The organism is Marinovum sp. J2-8, from assembly GCF_055808435.1.
This window is the reverse complement of record NZ_JBVVRZ010000007.1, coordinates 82,264-102,601: the sequence shown is the minus strand read 5'-3', so window position 1 is coordinate 102,601 and position 20,338 is coordinate 82,264. Positions and strand designations below refer to the sequence as shown.

Sequence of the window (20,338 nt, the reverse complement as noted above, 5' to 3'; positions counted from 1 at the left end):
GTCGTGAACTGATCGGTAATTTATTGATTCTAATATGAAAAATACGCCACGGAAACAGATTGTTTCCATAGGATTTATCGAAAAAGGTGGCGAAATTTCGGGCGCCGCCCTATGATCTCTGAGGGGCATTACGCCCGAACTGTGCCCGATGGCCGCTTGCGGACCTCGGCGCATTTCGTGGCCAAACCGACCGATGTTGGTCGGAAAATATGCCCTCGCGGGGGCGCGATGTTGGAGCGTTATGATGAACCAGTTGGGATCGTTTAGTGATCTGAAGTCGATGATCCGGCGTCGGCTGCCCCTGATCATGTTGATTGCATTGCTTGGCAGCGCGCTGTCGGTCTATTTCGCCTTGGGGCAACCCAAGGTCTATGAGGCGATTGCCGTCGTCCAGATCGAGGATGCGAAAATTGTCGATAGCCGCACCGGGCGCACCGATGCCGGCCACCGATTGCAGTTGATTGAACAGCGGATGATGGCCCGCGACAATGTTATCGAGATCATTGAGGATTTCGGCCTGTACCAGGATGTCGACAACTCGATCGGCTTTAAGGTCGCGCTGTTCCGTGAATTAACCCATATCACCCCGGTGATGGATTCGGCCCAGCCCTGGCTGACCGATGGCAGCCCCACGGGCCTGACCATCACGGTATCCATGTCCGATCCGCAACAGGCCGCAGATGTGGCAAATGAGCTTTTGGCGCGGATTGTTGATCAGGGGCGGTCGCGCCAAGAGGAACAGACCGAACAGGCCTTGGCGTTTTTCACCGGAGAAGAGCGCCGCCTGACGGATGACATCCTGATTCTGGAACGGCAATTGGCCGAATACAAACAGGTTCATTCCGACAGTTTGCCAACCGCCGTCACGTCACAGCGGACCCGGCTGGAAACACTGCGCCAGACCGAGTTGAATATTGATCGCGATATCATTCAATTGCAAACCAACACCCGGCGTGCCCGCGAAGGTGTGGTTGAAGGCCAGATTGCCCAGCTGGAGGAACAGCGCCGTCTGGTGCAGGAACGCATCGCCGAGGTGGAGGCCGCGCTTAACGCTGCGCCACGGGTCGAGCAGGAATTGAATATTCTGAACCGCGATCTGGACCAATTGCGCGAACAGCTGCGGCTTGTCACCACCCGCAAGGCCGCGGCCCAAACCGACAGGTCGCTTCAGGAACAAAAACAAACAGAGCGTTTCGAGGTGCTCGAAACTGCGCTGGTGCCGGAACATCCGGTGTCGCGCAGCCGCAAGAAAACCGCGGTCATGGGGGGCTTTGCCAGTGTGATTTTCGCATTGGGGCTGGCCTTCATGCTGGAGATGTCCAATCCCGCGATCCGCAGTTCCGCCCAATTGGAACGTGCTTTGGGAATCGAGGCCGTGGTGTCCATTCCGGCGGTTTCCACCCGGCGCGAACGGCGGTTGCGGAAATTGCTGGTGATTGGCTGGATATTGGGGGCCTTGGCCCTGATCCCGGCGGTGGTGCGACTGATCAACGAAAGGTGGCCGAACCTCGCGAACCTGTCCCCTTTTAAGGTGGGCGAGCGCCAGGAAGCCCGGCTCTGATCGACAAGCGCCGCCCTATACGGGCCGGTAGTCCAGCGGCGTTTCGCTTTGGGGCGGCGGTCATTATCCAACGCATTTCAGGTGCGTTGGATGAACCAGCGCAGATGTAAACCGCTGAACCGGTATGTGAGCCGGACACGATGGTCCCCGCGAAGCTGATCCGCCGGTCCCTGCATGCGCAAAACGATTGAAAACACAGCGGTTTTAACCGGCCCCATCCTGCGATGTGGTCGGCTTATTATTGTTAAGGGGCTGTCGAGCGGCGCATCGCAATTCTGGGATGCTGCAACGGCTTTGGCTTAATACGCGTAGGCTTGGGTGTGGTCGCCTTCGGATTTGTTCAACACCACGCCCAGAAGCGGCGTATCGACGCCCAGACGGCGTTCCACATCGCGCACTTGCTGCGGCTTGGTGATCCCGCCGCCGACGATCAGGATGATACCATCATAAAGCGACCGAGCGGCCAGAACGTCATCATTGGCCAGGGCCGGCGGCATGTCAAAGAGCATCAAATCCGGCGACAGGCTGGCTTGCAGCCGATCCAGGGTCTCTGCCGTGGTCTGGTCCTGCAACAGCTCTGCTGCATATTCTTCGCGACGGCCCGCAACGCCAAAGGCGATGTTTTCGCCGATATGCAGCGTGTTTTTGCCGGGCCGCATCAGGAAATCTTCCGCCGGGGTTTCCCCGCGCAAGAAGGCTGTGATGTCCGGCGGATTGGGGATGTTCATCACCTTGGCCAGCGCCGGATGACGCATATCAAGGTCCAGAACAATTGTGCGGCAATTGCTTTGCCGTGACAGGGACAATGCCAGATTGGCGGCGGTAAACGTCTTGCCGCAGCCTTCGGTGGGCGAGGTCACGGCCACCCGTGTCCAGCCTTTTTCCCGCATGGCGCGCAGAAGTTTGGTGCGCAGCACGTCAAATGCCGAATGCACCGGGTCTTCACGCGTGGCTGTGATGATCCGGTTGCGTTCCAATTGCCGGGCATTGATCTCAAACCGTTTAAGGGTGTCCCAGCCATCCGGTGCAGTTTGCAGCGCGGGCGTGGGCACCGCAGCAGGTTCAACCGCAGGCGCGGGGTCAGCTACTGGCGCGGGTTTCGCCGCAGGTTCGGGCGTGGTTTCGGGGGCCATTTCCGGTTCCGGCGCGCTCTGAGTTGGGCGCGCGGTGGCGACATCGGCGCGATCCGCAGCGGTTTGTTCGGAAACCCGGGCGGCGGCGGGGCGTGTTGGTTTTATGTCCGGCGTCTGTTCTGGTTCCGGCGACGCGGGATCGTCGGGCATGTCGTTCGGCGCGCTGGTCGCCGTTCCGGTCGGCCGCGCCGAAGTATCCGGCATTGGCCTTTTCGTGTTCTGCGGTTCCGGGGTCTCTGGTAGCTGCACCTCAGGCTCGGCCGACGCGGCACGCGTCGGGTCCGGCGCCATGTAGCGCTGGGGCCGACGCCGTGCGCCGGTTTTGGGCTGTGGCGCGAGGTCAATCGCAGGCTGAATCGTCTCTGGTTCCGGGGTTTCGGCAGCGGGCACAATGGGTGCGGCGTCGGACAAAGCCGGTGTTGGCTCTTGTCCGACGGCTTCTCGCGCGGCGCGCTTTTTTCTGGTCCAGCGTTTTTCCATGTTCATCTGCCTGTGCCGAGGGTAACCCGGTTCTGCTTACGGTTTTTATACCTTTGCGCCCAAGAAGCCCTAAAAATCAGGCAGAATTAAGCCGATTTATGTGCATTCCTAAAACCCAAAGAGATTGGCGCGGGTGATGGCGCGGTCGATAAACGCCTTTTGGTCGACCTCTGGGGTCCATCCCAGGATGTCCTTGGGGCGTGAATTGTCAAACGGCGACAGATGCGCGCGGCTTTTCCAATCGCTGAGAGAGGCGCGGATCGCGCCCTTGCGGCCCAGCACTCGGCGTTTCAGCTGGTATTTGATCGCATCCGAGGCCCAGAACAGATGCAGATTGCCCGACGTCACCCGAATGCCCGCGCCGGTGGCGGTGCGAATGGCATCGAAATAGTCCCGCGCATTCATCATCGGTTCGCCCACCAGATTAAAGCTCTCACCAATCGCCGCCGGATCTTCGCCCATCCTGATCAGCCCGTCACAGACATCGTCGATCAGCACAAATGGCAGGATATTGCGCCCAGGGCCCCAGATCTTGACCGCGCCCGCCCCGTGCCAGCGTCCGATCCCCCAGTGTTGCAGCGGCCCGCCGGGGCCAACCACGATACCGGGCCGGGCAATGGTCAGCGGCAGGCCGTCGTCGCGGTGCATCTGCATCAACTGGCGTTCGCATTCGGCCTTGGACCGGGCATAAAGATTGCGGTCCGACATATCACCGCCAAATCCGGTGGCCTCGGTGATGGTCACATCGGGATTGGACATGTCATAGCTGGCGATGGTGCCGGTATAGACCAATCGGCTGACGCCGGCGTCCATCGCCGCGCGCGCCACGCCGACCGCGACCCCGACATCGTTTTCCAACGCGGCCTCCCATGTGGTGTCCATCGACTTGGCCAGGTTATAGACCACATCAATGCCCTTCATCGCGGCGCGCAGACCGTCAGCATCCTTGAGCGATACGCCCACGGTTTCCACCTGATCGGGCAGATCGGCAAAGGGCCCGCTGCGCCCGCGCGACAGCACCCGCACATCCTGGCCTTTGGCCACTAGGGCCCGCGTCAAATGGCGACCGATGAAGCCGGTGCCGCCAATCACCAGCGCCTTTGGCTTGGGGGTGCGGGATGGGGTCGGGATATTCGGCGCGGCCAGTACGGGCAGACGGTCCAATGTCGCGGCCAGCGCCTTGGACACTTCAAGCCCCGCTTCGGGCGCAAACCGCGCATCCAATGGGCGGCCTGATTTCGCCGCCTCATAAAACGCCGTGACCAGCCCCTGAAACGACAGGGCATAAGGCGATTTCCGGTTCAGCGAGGTCAATTGCCGCGCGCCGTTGACGAAACCTTCGCGCAGATGCTGCCCGGCTTGTGCCATCTGAAAGAGAAACGGATTGGCCACCAGATCGGCGGTGTTGTCACGGCTGATCACCAGCCGGTCATGGGCATAGTCCAACCGCGCCATGCCGGATGATCCGCGCAGGGTCAGGGACCGGTCATCCATGATCTCGACCAGAGAAATGTTGAAGGTCACTTCGACATGGCCCGCCCGCGCCAGCACCCGCCACACCTGGGGACGCGCGCCCATTCCGGGCAGGTCGACAGGTTTGCCAACCTCCAGGTGCAGCACCTCGACCGGGCCAAACAGATCCACCGCAAAGGCATAGAGATGCGGACCAAGTTCCAGCAGCATGTTTTCCGGTTCGCGCAGCAGCCAAAGACCATATGGCCCCGACCGCAGCGGTGCCATCGGGAAGTTCCAGTTGATCTCGGCACTGGCGATGCGGCCCAATTGCCCCTCGGCAATCCGCGCCTTCAGGCGCTGATACGCCGGAATGCCCATGAAATTATGACCACTTGCCAACAGCTTGCCCGCGTCCGTCGCCGCCTGCGCCATGGACTGCATTTCCGCCACAGACAGGGCAACGGGTTTTTCCACCAAGCAATGCAACCCGGCGTTCAGACATTGTTGCGCCAGCGCGGCATGCAGCTGCGGTGGCGTGCAGATATGCACGGCATCCACCGCATTGGCGGCGATCATGTCCTCGACCGAGGTAAAGACCGCCGCGCCATGGGCATCGGCCAGCCCCTGTGCCGCCTCTTGTGACACATCACAAACCGCAGCCAGCTGTGCCGCGCCGGTCTGGCGCAGCGCGTCGCCATGCCAATCCGCAATATATCCTGCGCCAATAATGCCTGTCCGCATATGCCTCATGCCTCACTTGTACTCGATAATGCGCATGTCCCGTTGCATCAGCCGCCGCAGATGAAACCGGATCATGCCCAGAAGATTGGGAAATTTCGAAAGGGTCAGAAAGACCCCGTGATGGAGTGCGGGACCGCGGTCCAATCCGTCGTTGCGCATCAGCCCCCTGGCGCTGCGCAGCCAGCTTGCGACATAGGCCAGCAATACCAAACCGGTCAGCCAGGGCGCAATCATCAGGCCGACAAGCGCCAGCAAGGGCGCGCAGAGGCCCCAGACCCAGACGCGCCGCCGCTCCCGCAAGAAATAGTCCGGGTGCAAATGCCCGACCTGGGCAAAGCCATGCCCCGAGCGGACGGCGCGTTGCCACCATTGGCCAAACTGGGTCATCGCCGCATCGTGTTGCGTCATTTCCACCGGAAGACGGCGCAGCACCCAGCCCGCCTTGCGCAGTCGGCAACAAAATTCGTCATCTTCGGCCGCAATCACCCGGCCATCAAATCCACCCGCCGCGACATAGGCCGTGCGCCGCACCATCATGTCGCCGCCGCAGGCCTGGATCACCCCCGCCGGGCGACGCCATTCCACCTGGGTCAGCGCGTTATAGACCGAGGCCTGTGGCGCGATTTCCTGTCGCCAGCCGGTGACCATGCCCAGTTTCGGGTCAGCCTCCAGCGCCGCGACTCCGGCTTCGATCCAGCCCGGCACAATCGCACAATCGCCGTCGATGAACTGCACGATCTCGGCGGCACCACCGTAGGACTCCAGCTGTTGGAAACCTTCGTGCCGCGCCCGCGCCGCAGTAAAGGGCAGGGCGGGATCCAGTTCCACAACCTCGGCCCCGGCATCACGTGCGGCATCGACGCTGCCATCGCGTGACCCGCTGTCGACATAGACCACCCGCCGCGCTGCGCCCTTGGCCGAAGCAAGACAGCGGTGCAAGCGCGCGCCTTCGTTGCGGCCAATCAGCACCAGATCAACCACGCTCATGGGCGTTTCCCTGGTTTTGAAGTCCCTAGCGTTGACGTCGTGTCGGAATAGCTGGCAAAGAGCCGCGCCAACCAGTTGGATTCCTTGGTGATATCAAAGTCTTCGGTCACTTTTGCGCGTCCGGCGGCCCCCATCCGGGCCCGTGCCTGATCATCCGTCAGAACGCCCGTAATCGCCTCGGCCAGCGCCGGGGCGTTGCCCGGTGGAACCAGCCAGCCGCTTTGGCCATTGGTCACCAGTTCCGCGACGCCGCCGACATTGGTGGCGATCACCGGCCGCCCCGCCGCCATCGCCTCCATCAGCACCACCGGCACGCCTTCGGCGAAGCTGGGCAGGACCAGTGCATCTGTGTCTTTCAGGGCCTCGGCCACTTCGGATTGGCTGCGATAGCCGATGAAATCCACCGTGTCGGTCAGCCCCATTTCTGCGGCATCCCGGGTCAATTGCGCCCGTTCCGGCCCGTCCCCGATCAGGGTCACGCGCAGATCGGGCAGGGACGTCTTGAGCGTGGCCAAAGCATCCAGCAGCACGCCTACGCCTTTGACCGCCGCCAATCGGCCCACAAACAACAGATGTGGCGGTCCGGTGCGCGGCGTCGGGTCATAGCGCGCCGGTTCAATGCCGCAATGCACGATATGCAGCTTGCCCCACATCTCGCGCGGTGAATACAGCATTGCCTGTGACCGGCAGAAATCAGAGATACAGGCGACAAACCGGGCGCGCCGGATTTTCTCGTCCAAGCGCCAGTGATCTGGCGCAAAAAAGATGTCAGGCCCATGCAGGGTGAAGCTATAGGGAATGCCGCTCAGCTCTGAGGCCAGCATGGCGACCGTGCAGCTGGCCTTGGCAATGTGGTTGTGCACATGGGTGATGCCGTTGCGTTCCATCTGGTCGGCCAGCATCATCGCCTCGGCGAAGTAGAACATCTGCCAGAGCCAGCCGCGAAACCCCGCCTGCGCGGTGCGCCAAGCCAGGGCAAAGGCGCGAAAAAACCGCCCTGGACGGCGCAGAAGCCGCAGTTTCGCGGTGACCAGACGCAGCGGGTTTTTCGCCGCCTCCAGAACATGAAAGGTGCAGGCCGCCTCGGCGCGTTGTTCGTCACCAACCAGATGTTCGGCCCCGGTGCGCCGGATCGAACAGGTCATGACCTCTATTCCCTGCGCCCGCAGCGCTGCAACCTCGCGCTGGATAAAGGTATCCGTGGCACGGGGGTATTCGCCGGTCAGATAGGCAATCGGCCCCGGTGGTGTCTGGCTTGCCATGGTCATTCCTGGGCCTCATGCATCAAAGTTTCAAACGCCTTGGCCTGACGCAGGCCAAGCACCCGGCGCATGCGGCTGTTGTCGAAATGTATCGGAAGATACCGCGCCCGCAGCACGCTTGGGCGCAACAATCCCGGAAGACGGGTCTCCGGGATCAGCCGCGCCGCCATCAGAGCCAGCGGCATCATCACCCGCCAGCTGAACGGAAGTGTCAGTTTTGGACCGGCCTTGAGACAGCCAAGGTACCGCCGCCGATCCGGCAGATCTTCGTCCAGCACGTTGATTGCCCCGGTGGCTGGCCGTTCCGCCGCACTGACCAACGCCGCGGCACAGGTCGAAATATGGCACAACGGGATTTGCCCCTGCGATCCTAATCGCACCAGCACCGGGCCGAGAGAAAACCCCAGATGCGCATTCCACAGACGGCCAGGGCCAAACACCGCCCCGGCGCGCAGGATGGTCAGGGACAAAGCGGCTTTCGATGCAGCATCGGCAACCAGCTTTTCTTGTGCGCCTTTGGCGAGGGCATAGGCGTCGGCAGGGGCGCCGGGTGTCAGAAGCGCCGCGCTTTCATCCAGCATATCGCCGGGCTCTACCGTCGACATGTCATAAACCGCCATCGAGCTGAGCTGCACCAGCTTGCCGCCGTCGGGCATTGCATCGAGCAGGGCCGTGGTGGCGGCGATTGTGTCGCGCGCATGTGCCGCGGCGTCCCCCGACATCGACGCCGCCAGATGCAGCACCACATCGGCGCGGGCGATGGCGGCGTTCAGACCTTCTGGTTCGCTCAGATCGCAGGCCAGCACCGTAATGCCATCGTCACCCTGCCATGCCTTTGGCGTCGCAAAGCTGCGCACCACGGCAATCACCGCATGGCCGCGCGCCCGCGCCTCGGCGACGGTATGCCGCCCGACATAACCGGCCGCGCCCGTGATCAATAGCGTCAGCCTGTCCATATCAGCGCGCCCATGTCATTGGTTCCGGCATCGTACAGGTGGTGGCCATATCTTGTGCGCCGCCAGCGTCGCGGGCGTTCTGGATCGCCAATGTCACCTCGGTCATATGCAGGGCAAAGTCATTGTCCAGACGGTTGCGCCGGTCTTCGCGCAGCGCCTCCAGCATCTCGATCGGGCCAAGGGCAAAATTCATCGCAGCCGCGCCTTTGCGACCCACCTTGGCATGTGTTGCGCCGCCTGGCTTGATCCGCCGCCCGATCGGCAATTCCAGCAACCGCCGTCGCAGGCGCATGCGTTTGTGAAACCGCACCGGGGCGGCATTGTTCCAGGCGGCCTTGATCGCCAGCACGCCACGGTCGCCGATCAGGCGAATGCGATGGTCATGCGGCGCGGCAATCGAACAGGTCAGCCGCGCGACCACGCCGGACTGGAAATACAGCACACCAACCGAAAAATCCGGTGTGCCGTCGCTGCCCGGCTTGTCGGGGATCACCTCGGCCGAGGCGGCAACAACCCGGCGCACCGGGCCAAAGGCGGCAATCAACCATGTCAGGTAGTATCCGGCATGTTCCAGCGTGCAGCCGACCTGAAATTCATCCTCAGCGGGCCAGGGCGCGCCGCTTTCGCTCTGCCAATCCTGATAGGGGGCCTGGGGGATGAACCCGTCGTCCAATTCGGCATAGACCAGCCGAATATCCCCCGCCGTGCCGCGCCGCACCTCGCGCAGAAGGATCTGCGCCGCTTCGCCCAACACGCTGCACGGGGCCGAGGACAGCATCAGACCCTTTTCCGCCGCCACGCCATGCAAATGCCGGGCATCTTCCAGCGTCAGCGCCAGCGGCTTTTCGCACCACACATGGCGCCCGGCGTTCAGGCAGGCCAGGTTGATGTCAAAATGCGCCGCTGGGTTGGTCAGGTTCACGATGATCGCGTCTTCGGGCAGAGCGGCCAGAAAGCTTTTGAAATCCGCCTGTGGCGTCACATTCCAATGGCTCGAAAACGCCGCCAGACGTGCCGGGTCGATGTCGTGCACCGCCGCGATGGTCACGTCGGGGTAGAGCGCAAAGGACCGCATGTACAGATCCGCGACAAAGCCGCAGCCAATGATACCAAGCGCGGCCATCACAGGCCCCTCAGGCAGGAATGACGATGGGAAAGGCAATCACACATATGAATTTTTTCGTAACATTTTACTGATTTTCGCCCGTTCAAACATGGGATCATGGCAATTTTTCGGCCTTTTCGCCGGAAATGGCACCATTGCGTATTCTACATCGCATCATTTCCGCATCGGGCACAGGTGATTTCGCAAATTGCCCTTATCTTTGCCACTTTGACCGGCAATAGAAGGCGCAAACAATTGGGGCAGTGGCGTGCATTTCAAAGACAGCGACTATCAGGTCACAATCAACATCCCGAACCGCGACAGCCTGATGGCGGAAATCGCGCGGCGATTCCTGCGGGACAACGGATTTGCATTGGCGACGCTCAACCTGGATCATCTGGTGAAATTGCGGGCCTCGTCGGCGTTCCGCGTGGCCTATGCCGCACAGGATATGGTGGTCGCTGATGGCAATCCGCTGGTCTGGCTGTCGCGTCTGGCGCGCGACCCGGTAGAGCTTATTCCCGGGGCCGATCTGGTCATTCCGCTAGCGGAACTTGCCGCGTCGGCCAAGGTTTCGGTGGCTTTGGTTGGCAGCACCGATGCGGCGCTGGCCGCTGCTGCGGCGGATCTGAAATCCCGCGTGCCGGGGCTGGAGATCGCGGTTTGCATTTCGCCGCCGATGGGGTTCGATCCCACGGGCCCCGGCGGCGCGTCGGTTCTGGCCGAGGTCGAGGCCAGCGGCGCGCGTCTGGCCTTTTTGGCGCTGGGCGCGCCGAAACAGGAATTGCTGGCGGCGCGCGGTCGTGTGGCCACGCCAAAGATCGGCTTTGCCTCTATCGGGGCGGGGTTGGATTTTCTGGCCGGCACCCAGGTGCGCGCGCCACGGATTGTTCGCAAGCTGGCGTTGGAATGGCTCTGGCGGATGCTCGCCAATCCCCGCCGGTTGGTGTCACGCTATGCCAAATGCATTGCGATCCTGCCGGGGCATGTCCGAAATGCCTGGCAGATGCGCCGGGGCTGACCCTAGGCTTGCCCGGCGTGAATATCGGTCACACCCAGCACATCCAGCACCTTGGCTTCGATGTCTTCGGCGTTCAACCCGGCCGAGGCATACATGTCACGCGGGCTGCTTTGGTCAATGAACGTGTCGGGCAGCACCATCGACCGATATTTCAACCCGCTGTCAAAAACGCCTTCTTCGGCCAGAAGCTGGGCCACGTGACTGCCGAAACCGCCGATTGAGCCTTCTTCGACCGTGATCAAAACCTCGTGCTCTGCCGCCAGTTGCAGGATCATGTCGCGGTCCAGCGGTTTGGCAAAACGCGCGTCGGCCACGGTGGGGGTAATCCCCTTGGCGGCAAGCCCGTCACAGGCGTCCAGCACCTCTTTCAGCCGCGCTCCAAAGGACAGGATCGCCACGCCCTTGCCCTTGCGCACCATCCGGCCCTTGCCCAGCGTCAGGATCTCGCCTTGTTCGGGCATATCGACGCCAACACCCTCGCCACGGGGATAGCGAAAGGCAATCGGCCCCTCGTCATGCGCCGCTGCGGTGGCGACCATATGCACCAATTCGGCCTCATCCGCCGCCGCCATCACCACCATGCCCGGCAGGTTGGCCATGAACGCAATGTCAAACGCCCCGGCATGGGTCGCGCCATCGGCCCCGACCAATCCCGCACGGTCAATCGCAAAGCGCACCGGCAGGCGTTGGATCGCCACATCATGCACCACCTGATCATAGCCGCGTTGCAGAAACGTCGAATAGATCGCACAGAACGGCCGCATCCCCCCCGCCGCCAGACCAGCGGCAAAGGTCACGCCATGTTGTTCGGCAATGCCGACATCGAAACAGCGGCTCGGGTAGCGTTCAGCAAACAGGTTCAGCCCGGTGCCATCCGGCATCGCCGCCGTGACCGCGCAGACCCGGCTGTCCTTCTCGGCGGCTTTGGTCAGCTCCTGGCCGAAGACCTTGGTATAAGACGGCGCATTGGAGGGCGCTTTTTTCTGTTTGCCCGTCACCACGTCGAATTTCGCGGTGGCATGGCCCTTGTCCTCGGCGCTCTCTGCCGGGTGATAGCCTTTGCCCTTTTTGGTCAGCACATGGATCAGGATCGGGCCCGTCGCCCGCGCCCGCACCGTGCGCAGCACCGGCAGAAGCTGGTTCAGATCATGGCCATCAATCGGGCCAAGATAGGAAAATCCCAACTCTTCGAACAATGTGCCACCGACGGCCATGCCCTTGATCATTTCCTTGGCGCGCTTCGCGCCCTCGCGGAAGGGTTCGGGCAGCATCGACACCGCGCCCTTGGCCGCCGCTTTCAGATCCTGAAACGGCGCTTCGGCATACAGCCGCGAAAGGTAATTCGACATCGCCCCGACCGGCGGGGCGATCGACATTTCATTGTCGTTCAGAATGACAATCAGCCGCTTTTTCAAATGCCCGGCGTTGTTCAGCGCCTCATAGGCCATTCCGGCACTATCGCGCCGTCGCCGATCACCGCAATCGCATCGCCATGCCCGGTATCACAGGCCCCGCCCAGATCGCGCGCCACGGCAAATCCAAGCGCCGCGCTGATCGAGGTCGAGCTATGCGCCGCGCCAAAGGGATCAAACGCGCTTTCGCTGCGCTTGGTAAACCCGGACAGCCCGTCCTTTTGCCGCAGGGTGCGGATACGATCCCGCCGCCCGGTCAGGATCTTGTGCGGGTAACATTGGTGGCTGACGTCCCAGATGATCTTGTCACGCGGGGCAGCGAACACCGAATGCAGCGCGACGGTCAATTCGACCACACCCAGCCCCGCACCCAAATGGCCGCCGGTTTCGCTCACGGCGCTGATGGTTTCCTCGCGCAGTTCATGCGCCAGCCGCACCAATTCCGGATCGGAAAATTGTTTCAGATCGGCGGGACCAAGGACGCGGTCCAACAGCGGGGTTTCTGGGCGGTCAGACATCTACGTCCCTTCAGGCGACTAGCTTCGGCGCGAGATAACGAAATGGGCCGCTTCGCGCAAGGTTTCGGCCTTTTCACCGTACACAGATAGGGCATCACAGGCCTCTGTCACGAGGGATTTCGCGCGGCTTTTTGCCCCTTCCACACCCAACAGCGAAACAAAGGTGGCTTTGCCCGCCGCTTCGTCTTTTTGCAGGCGTTTCCCCGCTTCGGCTGCGTCGCCTTCGACATCCAGCAGATCGTCGGCAATTTGAAATGCCAGCCCCAGCGCTTTGGCGTAGCGGGTCAACAGCAAAGGGTCTTCGCCCACAAGCCGGGCGCCCGCTTCGGCAGACCATTGGATCAATGCGCCGGTTTTGCCTGCTTGAAGGGCGGTGATTTCTTCGAGGTTGAGCGGCGTATCTGCGGTTTCGGCCGCTATATCAAGCGCTTGCCCCAAAACCATGCCGCGCGCACCAGCGGCCCGTGCCAGTGACAGCGCAAGATCGGCCCGGATAGCCGGGTCTTCATGGCACCGCGGATCACAGACCAATTCAAAGCCCAGCGTATGCAGAGCATCGCCTGCCAACACGGCGGTCGCCTGGTCCCATTTGACATGCACGGTGGGTTGACCCCGGCGCAAATCGTCGTCGTCCATACACGGCAGATCGTCGTGGATCAGCGAATAAGCATGGATCGCTTCAATCGCGGCAGCCGCCCAAATCGCATTTTCACGGTTCACATTATAAATATACGCGGTTTCCATCACCAGAAAACCGCGCAACCCTTTGCCACCGCTGGCTGCATACCGCATCGCGTGGGTGACGGGCACGTCGTCCAAGGTTGCGATCTGCGCATCCAGATGCGCCGCGACCTGTAGCGCGTCGTTCAATAGCCACTCTTGAAACACTCAGAGCCCTTCAACCGGCTTCAGCCCAACGGCATTCCCATCCGCATCAGCGGTGATCGCTGCGACCTTTTCCTCGGCTTCGTTCAGCTTCGTCTCACAGCGTTTCTTCAATGCCGCGCCGCGTTCATAAAGCTTGATGGAATCGTCCAGCGCCACGTCGCCGCGTTCCAGCTGGCCAACGACCCGTTCCAACTCGGCCATCGCCTCTTCAAATGTCAGGTCTTCTACCTTTTTCTCGCTCATGCCGATGCCTCCTGGAGTGTTTTTACATGGGCAGTGACAAACTCTGCCAATGCGGCCAGATCATACCCCCCTTCCAAAGCAGAGACCACCCGACCAGAGCAGACTTCATCCGCCAGAATGCAGATTTCGCGCGTCAGCCAGATGAAATCTTCGGTTGACCAATTGAGCCCGGCCAATGGGTCGTCGCGGTGGGCATCGAAGCCGGCGGAAATCAGGATCAACTCGGGTGCAAAGGCACGCAGACGCGGCAGGATGTCGTGGGTATAGGCGTCGCGCATTTCATATCCATCGCTGCCGGGCGGCAACGGCACATTCAGGATATTGTCATGCGCGCCGCGTTCGGATGGATCGCCGGAACCGGGCCAAAGCGGCATTTGCTGGCTGGTGGCAAGCAGGGCGCGCGGCTCATCCCAGAGCAGGGCCTGAGTGCCATTGCCATGATGCACGTCGAAATCCACCACCGCGACACGCGCCAGCCCATGGCGTTCCAGCGCATGTTTCGCGCCAATCGCCACCGTGCCAAACAGACAAAACCCCATCGGGGTTTCGGTCTCGGCGTGGTGTCCCGGGGGGCGCATGGCGCAAAAGGCATTGCCGACGTCACCCGCCACCACCCTGTCCACCGCTTCGCGGATCGCGCCCACGGCATGTAGTGCGGCGCGCAACGAACCCGGCGAAAGCCAGGTATCGGCATCCAGCGCAACAGCCTCGGAGACGGGCAGGGCCTCTTGCAATCGGGTCAGATAGCTTTCCGGATGGCACAGCAGCACATCTTCGCGGCTTCCTTCCGGTGCGGTTTCAACCGCAATATCGGCGGCGCGCAACGCGTGCAGGATGTGGTCCAGCCGGGCCACCTGTTCCGGATGGCCGTCGGGGGTGACATGCCCCAATCCGGCCTCGTGGCTCAAAACCAAAGTTGCCATCGCATTCCCCCTGCTTCTTCTCTTTTTAAATACGCAAATCCCGCGCGTTCCGCCAACGCGGACCTCGCCAAATGGGCGTCATCCTGGCAAGTTCCTTTAATCCGGCGCCAGCATATATCCCGCCCCGCGCACAGTCTGAAGATAGCGCGGCTGTTTCGGATCGCCCTCCAGCTTGCGGCGCAGCCGGGTGATTTGCACATCCACCGCACGTTCCTGGCTCTGCCCCTTGTCGCGGCCCAGATCCTCGACCAATTGCGCACGGCTGACGGCGGTTCCGGGTTTGGCGGCAAAGATCCGCATCAACTGGTTTTCGGTCGCGGTCAGGCGGACCTGTTCTTCGCCCTGCCATAATTCGCCGCGTTCGATGTCATAGCGCAGCGGCCCCAGCATCAGCACCTTGGGCAGGGCGAATTCTTCGGCCACTTCGGGCATCCGGCGCAGGATGGCGTTGATCCGCAGCAACAATTCCTTGGGTTCGAACGGTTTGACCAGATAATCATCCGCCCCGGCCTCCAGCCCGGCAATCCGGTCCTCGGTTTCGCCCTTGGCGGTCAGCAGCAGGATCGGCGTGGTGGATGTCTGGCGCAGATCGCGGGTCAGGCTGATGCCATCCTCGCCCGGCATCATCACATCCAGCACGATCAGATCGAAGTCCAACCCGGTCAGCACCCGCCGTGCATGGGCCGCGTCCCGCGCGGCAGACACCAGAAACCCGTTACGGATCAGGAATTTCTGCAACAGCACCCGAATGCGTTCATCATCGTCGACAATCAGCAGATGTACGTCGGGCATCATCATGATTTTGTCTCCCGCAGGGTTTGGTAATTGCGCCGCATGTCGGAATCCATCATCGCCTCCAGCACCTGACGAAAGCCGGCCACCGCTTCGGGGCCGACCTTGCGATAGGCGGATCGCATCCGTGCCCTCTGGGCGTCCGACAATTGTGCTTCCAATGCTTTTCCTTCCTCGGTCAGGTACAGGTGGCGTTCGCGTTTGTCGGATCGCCCAACCCTGCTTTCCACAAGACCGTCCGCAATCAAGGTCCGCAACACACGGTTCAGCGATTGTTTCGTGACCCCAAGGATATTCAGCAGGTTATTGACCGTGGTGCCGGGGGCGCAATTGATGAAATGCACCGCCCGGTGGTGGGCGCGGCCATAGGATTGGTCCTGCAATATCCGGTCGGGATCGGCGGTAAATCCACGATAGGCAAAGAACATTGCCTCGATGCCCTGACGCAGCTGTTCATCTGTCAGATAGAGAAGCTGTTCTCCGCTTGGCTCGGCCATCTTGCCCCTCCCATTTCAAATCTTCTGGTCACACTATGTCAGCCTTGTTGACATTCCAAGACCGAACTGGTAGCGATTCACAGTTTTTACGCAATATTATGTCCGAACCGGACCGATGCGGCGCAATAAATGGAAATAAACAAGCAGGAGACACGACATGGCTGGCGCTTATGATGACCGCGACGGCAAGATCTGGTTGGACGGCAAGCTGGTGGATTGGCGGGATGCAAATGTGCATATCCTGACCCACGGGTTGCATTACGCCAGTTCGGTATTCGAAGGTGAGCGGTGCTATAACGGCAAGATTTTTAAATCCCGCCGCCATTCCGAACGGTTGCACAAATCCGGCGAATTGCTGGATATGCCGATCCCCTATTCAGTGGATGAATTGGAGGCCGCAAAATACGAGGTGCTGGAGGCCAATGGCTGGACCGATGCCTATGTGCGTGCGGTGGCATGGCGTGGGTCAGGCGAAGACATGGGTGTCGCTGCCGCGCGCAACCCGGTGCGGGTTGCGGTCGCAGCCTGGGAATGGGGCGCCTATTATGGTGACGCCAAGATGCAGGGTGCCAAGCTGGACATTTCCAAATGGAAACGCCCCAGCCCGGAAACCATCCCGACATCGGCCAAGGCTGCTGGTCTTTACATGATCTGCACCATGTCGAAACATGCAGCAGAGGCCAAAGGATGCTCTGACGCGTTGTTCATGGATTACCGTGGCTACGTGGCCGAGGCGACCGGCGCCAACATCTTCTTCGTCAAGGATGGCGAAGTGCACACGCCGCTGCCCGATTGCATCCTGAACGGCATCACCCGCCAGACCGTGATCGGCATGTTGAAAGATCGCCAGATCGCCGTGCATGAACGTCATATCATGCCGGAAGAGATGGAAGGTTTTGAACAATGCTGGCTGACCGGCACGGCGGCAGAGGTGACTCCGGTGTCACAAATCGGCGAACATACGTTCGAGGTTGGCGCGCTGACACGTGAGATGGCCGAAGCCTATGAGAAGCTGGTACGGGAATAACCCCCGCTGACAGCAACGCATTTCAGAGGCCGCAAATTTGCGGCCTCTTTTTTGTTTTGGAACCTTGTTGTTGCGCGGACATATATTCTGACGCGGCGTGCAGATCGGCATAAGTGGTTCAGCCGGGCCGCCCGCCTGGCAAACCCGCGACCGCATCCACCAGACGATCACAGGTCAGATCAAAGCTGCCAGCGTCGGTACGGATCAAAACATCGCTGAACGCGCGTTGACCATATCCCTCGGAAATCATCTGCGCGGCCCTGGCCAATTCATGCGGGGCAAGGCTGCGTTCCCGCGTGGCGATGCTGGCAATATCGGCGGTCAGGCCAATACAATGGAAATCTATGCCGCGTCGCCGGAAAGTTTCCCGGTAAAACAGCCAATTCGTGCAACGCAACGGGTAGGCCATGATCACCGCAGGCCGGTTTTCCAGCTGCTCTTCGCAGGCGGTTGCGATCCTGCGGCTGGTCCGCAGAACCGAATGAAGCCAGGGGCCGGGGGCGCAATGGGCATCGCCGTCAATGAAACCAAAATCCAGCCGCTCTGCAACCGCCCGCCCCAGGGTTGTTTTGCCCACGCCGACCGGACCTTCAAAGGCGATGACAGTGGGCGACATGGTGCATCCTTTCGCGGTGTACGCGTCCGGTGCGCGCATCTGGCCGGATTTTAGCAGCCAGGGCCGGATTTGTCCCCCACCACAGCTGGATCAACCCTCACCTTGATCACTTGGCAATGGCCCCCCAAAAAAAAGACCCGAGCCGAAGCCCGGGTCAGTCCAACAGGGAGGTGCATGTGATGACCCGCACATGCAACGGGAACTTATTCGTCTTCGCGGTCACCCCAAAGTAGCACTTTGTTGCGCGGCAATCCATGCGACCTTTCAGGCATTCAGCCGATATCCGCCGGATTCTGTCACGAGAAGACGTGCATTCGAGGGTTCGGGCTCAATTTTCTGGCGCAATCGGTAGATATGTGTCTCTAGCGTATGCGTTGTGACCCCGGCGTTATATCCCCAAACCTCGTGGAGCAGCACGTCACGTGGCACAACACCTTCGGGCGCGCGGTAGAGGTATTTCAGGATATTGGTCTCTTTTTCCGTCAGGCGGATCTTCTTGTCGTCTTCGGTGACAAGCGTCTTCATCGCCGGTTTGAAGGTATAGGGACCAAGCGCAAATACCGCGTCTTCGCTTTGTTCGTGCTGGCGCAATTGCGCGCGGATACGGGCCAGCAGCACCGGAAATTTGAACGGTTTGGTGACGTAATCATTGGCGCCGGCATCCAGCCCCAGAATGGTATCAGCGTCGCTGTCGTGGCCGGTCAGCATCAAAACCGGGGCCTTCACCCCCTGTTTGCGCATCAGGCGGCACAATTCGCGGCCATCGGTGTCGGGCAGGCCCACGTCCAGGATGATCAGGTCGAAATGGGATTCCTTGACCTTTTCCATTGCTTGCGCACCGGTGCCGGCCTCGAAGACTTCAAAGTCTTCGGTGATGATCAGTTGTTCCGCCAGCGCCTCGCGCAGGTCATCATCGTCATCGACAAGGAGCAGATTTTTGAGTTGTGCCATTTCAGGGCCTCCAATTCGCTTGCCAATGACATTGGGGCGATCACGGCCAGTAACAAGAAATGCTGCAAGCTGTTCACGCGCTCGTGTGTTCATCGCCAATTTTGACAAGAAATGTTTCAATTTCCATCTGTTGTCAGCTAGAGGATTGGCGTGATGACAGGATTTTTTACGCCCGACACCAATGAGCTGATCAACCGCGCCCGTGCCGATCTTCGCATGGGGGTGCCGGTTGTGCTCTGTGGGCACGGATCTGCGGCGCTGGTGTTGGCGGCAGAGACCATGGGGCCAAAGCGGCTGGCGGCGCTGCGCGATCTGGGCGGCGCGCCGGTGCTGGCGCTGACCGGGCGGCGGGCCGAGACGCTGAAGGCCCGGGCCTATGACGGTGATGTCGCGCGGTTGCCATTGCCCGAGGATGCAGATTGCCGTTGGATTCGGGCGATGGCCGATCCGGCGGATGATCTGCGTGTGCCAATGAAAGGCCCGTTGTTTTCCCTGCGTGATGGCGATGCGGCGCTGCACCGGTTGGCCATTTCGCTGGTCAAGTCGGCCCAGCTTTTGCCGGCGGCACTGGTGCTGGAGGGCGATTTCCTGCCAAAGGCGGATTTGGCGTTGCTGACGCGGCTGGACGCGGAAACCGCCGGGCCGTTGCTGACGCGGGCGCATCATCCACATCCGGTGGTGGCGGCGCGCCTGCCGACGCGTCTGGCCCGCGGGGGGCGGTTGCAGATCTTTCGCCCCGATGATGGTGGCGTCGAACATTATGCATTCGAAATCGGCAACCCGGACCGGGCGAAACCGGTTTTGGCCCGTCTGCATTCGGCTTGTTTCACCGGCGATGTGCTGGGGTCGCTGAAATGCGATTGTGGCCCGCAATTGCATGCCGCCATGGCCCAGATGGGGGACGCGGGGGCAGGGGTGCTGCTGTATCTGAACCAGGAGGGGCGCGGCATTGGCCTTGCCAACAAGATGCGGGCCTATTCGCTTCAGGATCAGGGGTTTGATACGGTCGAGGCCAATCACCGGCTGGGGTTTGAGGATGACGAACGCGACTTCCGTATCGGGGCCGACATCCTGCAACGCATGGGGTTTGGGTCTGTGCTTTTGCTGACCAACAACCCGCGAAAGATCGCGATGATGGAAAAGGCCGGGGTCACGGTGTCGGAACGTGTGCCGTTGAAGGTGGGCGAAACCGATCAGAACGCGGCCTATCTGGCGACCAAGGCGGCGAAATCCGGGCATCTGTTGTGACCATGGTTCTGACGCCGCGCGGGCTGCGGTTTGCCGGACGGATCTGGCCCTGTACCATCGGGCGCGGCGGGGCGACCACCAACAAGCGCGAGGGCGACGGCGCCACACCACGCGGCGGCCACCGGATCACCGGCCTGTTATACCGTCCTGATCGTATGGCACGCCCCACCGCTTGGGCCCGGCCGATACGGGTCGGCGATCTTTGGTCCGACGATGCCACGCAACCCGATTACAATCAGCCGGTGCGCGCGCCTTACCCTCATAGTCACGAGGGCCTGCGCCGGGCCGATCCGCTGTATGATCTGGTGCTGTTGACCAACTGGAACTGGCCAGAGGCCCAGCCCGGTCGGGGCTCTGCGATCTTTTTGCATCGCTGGCGCAGACCGGGGTTTCCGACCGAGGGCTGCATTGCGTTTCGCCCCGATCATCTGCGTCAGATCGCGATGCTGGCCGCGCCCGGCACACCGTTGCTGGTGCCGTGACAGGTTTTATTGCCGGGGGTGTCGTTGGGAATGGAGCCGG

General features: G+C 61.3%; 18 protein-coding genes and 1 pseudogene. 5 read left to right on the top strand and 14 right to left on the bottom strand.

All coding sequences use genetic code 11. The features are described 5' to 3' along the window. Window positions 1-244 precede the first annotated feature (244 nt). Complete coding sequence (locus AC0L4F_RS18970; RefSeq protein ID WP_244690963.1) at window positions 245-1,561, top strand: GumC family protein; 1,317 nt, start codon at window positions 245-247, stop codon at window positions 1,559-1,561. A 299-nt stretch (window positions 1,562-1,860) separates the two neighbouring features. Here the strand turns inward: AC0L4F_RS18970 and AC0L4F_RS18965 are convergent, their stop codons facing one another. The 6 genes from AC0L4F_RS18965 to AC0L4F_RS18940 all read right to left on the bottom strand — a co-directional run bounded on the left by AC0L4F_RS18965 (window position 1,861) and on the right by AC0L4F_RS18940 (window position 9,698). After that, complete coding sequence (locus AC0L4F_RS18965) at window positions 1,861-3,174, bottom strand: nucleotide-binding protein (protein ID WP_244690962.1); 1,314 nt, start codon at window positions 3,172-3,174, stop codon at window positions 1,861-1,863. Between the two features lie 108 nt (window positions 3,175-3,282). Further along, window positions 3,283-5,379, bottom strand: coding sequence for an NAD-dependent epimerase/dehydratase family protein (locus tag AC0L4F_RS18960; protein ID WP_244690961.1), 2,097 nt, complete (start codon window positions 5,377-5,379; stop codon window positions 3,283-3,285). A 3-nt stretch (window positions 5,380-5,382) separates the two neighbouring features. Then, window positions 5,383-6,357 (bottom strand): glycosyltransferase family 2 protein, encoded by a 975-nt coding sequence (locus AC0L4F_RS18955; RefSeq protein ID WP_244690960.1) that lies wholly within the window; start codon window positions 6,355-6,357, stop codon window positions 5,383-5,385. Next, window positions 6,354-7,619, bottom strand: a complete 1,266-nt coding sequence (locus tag AC0L4F_RS18950; RefSeq protein WP_244690959.1) for a glycosyltransferase family 4 protein — start codon at window positions 7,617-7,619, stop codon at window positions 6,354-6,356. The genes AC0L4F_RS18955 and AC0L4F_RS18950 overlap by 4 nt, the downstream gene beginning before the upstream one ends. A gap of 2 nt (window positions 7,620-7,621) precedes the next feature. Further along, window positions 7,622-8,575 carry an NAD-dependent epimerase/dehydratase family protein gene (locus AC0L4F_RS18945; RefSeq protein ID WP_244690958.1) on the bottom strand — a complete coding sequence of 318 codons (954 nt, stop codon included), beginning with the start codon at window positions 8,573-8,575 and terminating at the stop codon, window positions 7,622-7,624. 1 nt (window position 8,576) lies between these two features. Continuing rightward, window positions 8,577-9,698, bottom strand: a complete 1,122-nt coding sequence (locus AC0L4F_RS18940; protein ID WP_244690957.1) for a Gfo/Idh/MocA family protein — start codon at window positions 9,696-9,698, stop codon at window positions 8,577-8,579. A gap of 250 nt (window positions 9,699-9,948) precedes the next feature. On the opposite strand from AC0L4F_RS18940, the gene AC0L4F_RS18935 reads away from it, so the two are divergent. Then, entirely contained in the window at window positions 9,949-10,701 is a 753-nt protein-coding gene (locus AC0L4F_RS18935) for a WecB/TagA/CpsF family glycosyltransferase (protein ID WP_244690956.1), read from the top strand. 2 nt (window positions 10,702-10,703) lie between these two features. Here the strand turns inward: AC0L4F_RS18935 and dxs are convergent. The 6 genes and pseudogenes from dxs to AC0L4F_RS18905 all read right to left on the bottom strand — a co-directional run bounded on the left by dxs (window position 10,704) and on the right by AC0L4F_RS18905 (window position 15,974). Beyond that, a pseudogene (gene dxs, locus AC0L4F_RS18930) lies at window positions 10,704-12,631 on the bottom strand (1-deoxy-D-xylulose-5-phosphate synthase). Between the two features lie 18 nt (window positions 12,632-12,649). After that, a complete protein-coding gene (locus tag AC0L4F_RS18925) occupies window positions 12,650-13,519 on the bottom strand; it encodes a polyprenyl synthetase family protein (protein ID WP_244690955.1) in 870 nt (289 codons plus the stop codon). Then, on the bottom strand, window positions 13,520-13,762 hold the full coding sequence (locus AC0L4F_RS18920; protein ID WP_244690954.1) for an exodeoxyribonuclease VII small subunit: 243 nt from the start codon (window positions 13,760-13,762) through the stop codon (window positions 13,520-13,522). Beyond that, on the bottom strand, window positions 13,759-14,685 hold the full coding sequence (locus tag AC0L4F_RS18915; RefSeq protein WP_244690953.1) for a histone deacetylase family protein: 927 nt from the start codon (window positions 14,683-14,685) through the stop codon (window positions 13,759-13,761). The genes AC0L4F_RS18920 and AC0L4F_RS18915 overlap by 4 nt, the downstream gene beginning before the upstream one ends. A 96-nt stretch (window positions 14,686-14,781) precedes the next feature. After that, a complete protein-coding gene (locus tag AC0L4F_RS18910; protein WP_244690952.1) occupies window positions 14,782-15,483 on the bottom strand; it encodes a response regulator in 702 nt (233 codons plus the stop codon). After that, window positions 15,480-15,974: a MarR family winged helix-turn-helix transcriptional regulator gene (locus tag AC0L4F_RS18905; protein WP_244690951.1), complete on the bottom strand. Its 495-nt coding sequence runs from the start codon at window positions 15,972-15,974 to the stop codon at window positions 15,480-15,482. The genes AC0L4F_RS18910 and AC0L4F_RS18905 overlap by 4 nt, the downstream gene beginning before the upstream one ends. Before the next feature lie 157 nt (window positions 15,975-16,131). Between AC0L4F_RS18905 and AC0L4F_RS18900 the strand changes: the two genes are divergently transcribed. Next, entirely contained in the window at window positions 16,132-17,001 is an 870-nt protein-coding gene (locus tag AC0L4F_RS18900) for a branched-chain amino acid aminotransferase (protein WP_244690950.1), read from the top strand. A 118-nt stretch (window positions 17,002-17,119) separates the two neighbouring features. On the opposite strand, the gene AC0L4F_RS18895 is transcribed toward AC0L4F_RS18900, so the two are convergent. Further along, entirely contained in the window at window positions 17,120-17,617 is a 498-nt protein-coding gene (locus tag AC0L4F_RS18895) for a shikimate kinase (RefSeq protein WP_244690949.1), read from the bottom strand. A gap of 264 nt (window positions 17,618-17,881) precedes the next feature. Then, window positions 17,882-18,568 carry a response regulator transcription factor gene (locus tag AC0L4F_RS18890; protein ID WP_244690948.1) on the bottom strand — a complete coding sequence of 229 codons (687 nt, stop codon included), beginning with the start codon at window positions 18,566-18,568 and terminating at the stop codon, window positions 17,882-17,884. Between the two features lie 153 nt (window positions 18,569-18,721). On the opposite strand from AC0L4F_RS18890, the gene ribA reads away from it, so the two are divergent. Further along, complete coding sequence (gene ribA / locus AC0L4F_RS18885; protein WP_244690947.1) at window positions 18,722-19,816, top strand: GTP cyclohydrolase II; 1,095 nt, start codon at window positions 18,722-18,724, stop codon at window positions 19,814-19,816. Window positions 19,817-19,818: 2 nt separating this feature from the next. Further along, the gene (locus AC0L4F_RS18880) at window positions 19,819-20,298 is read left to right on the top strand and encodes a L,D-transpeptidase family protein (RefSeq protein WP_244691015.1); all 480 of its coding nucleotides are present in this window, start codon (window positions 19,819-19,821) and stop codon (window positions 20,296-20,298) included. Window positions 20,299-20,338 lie beyond the last annotated feature (40 nt).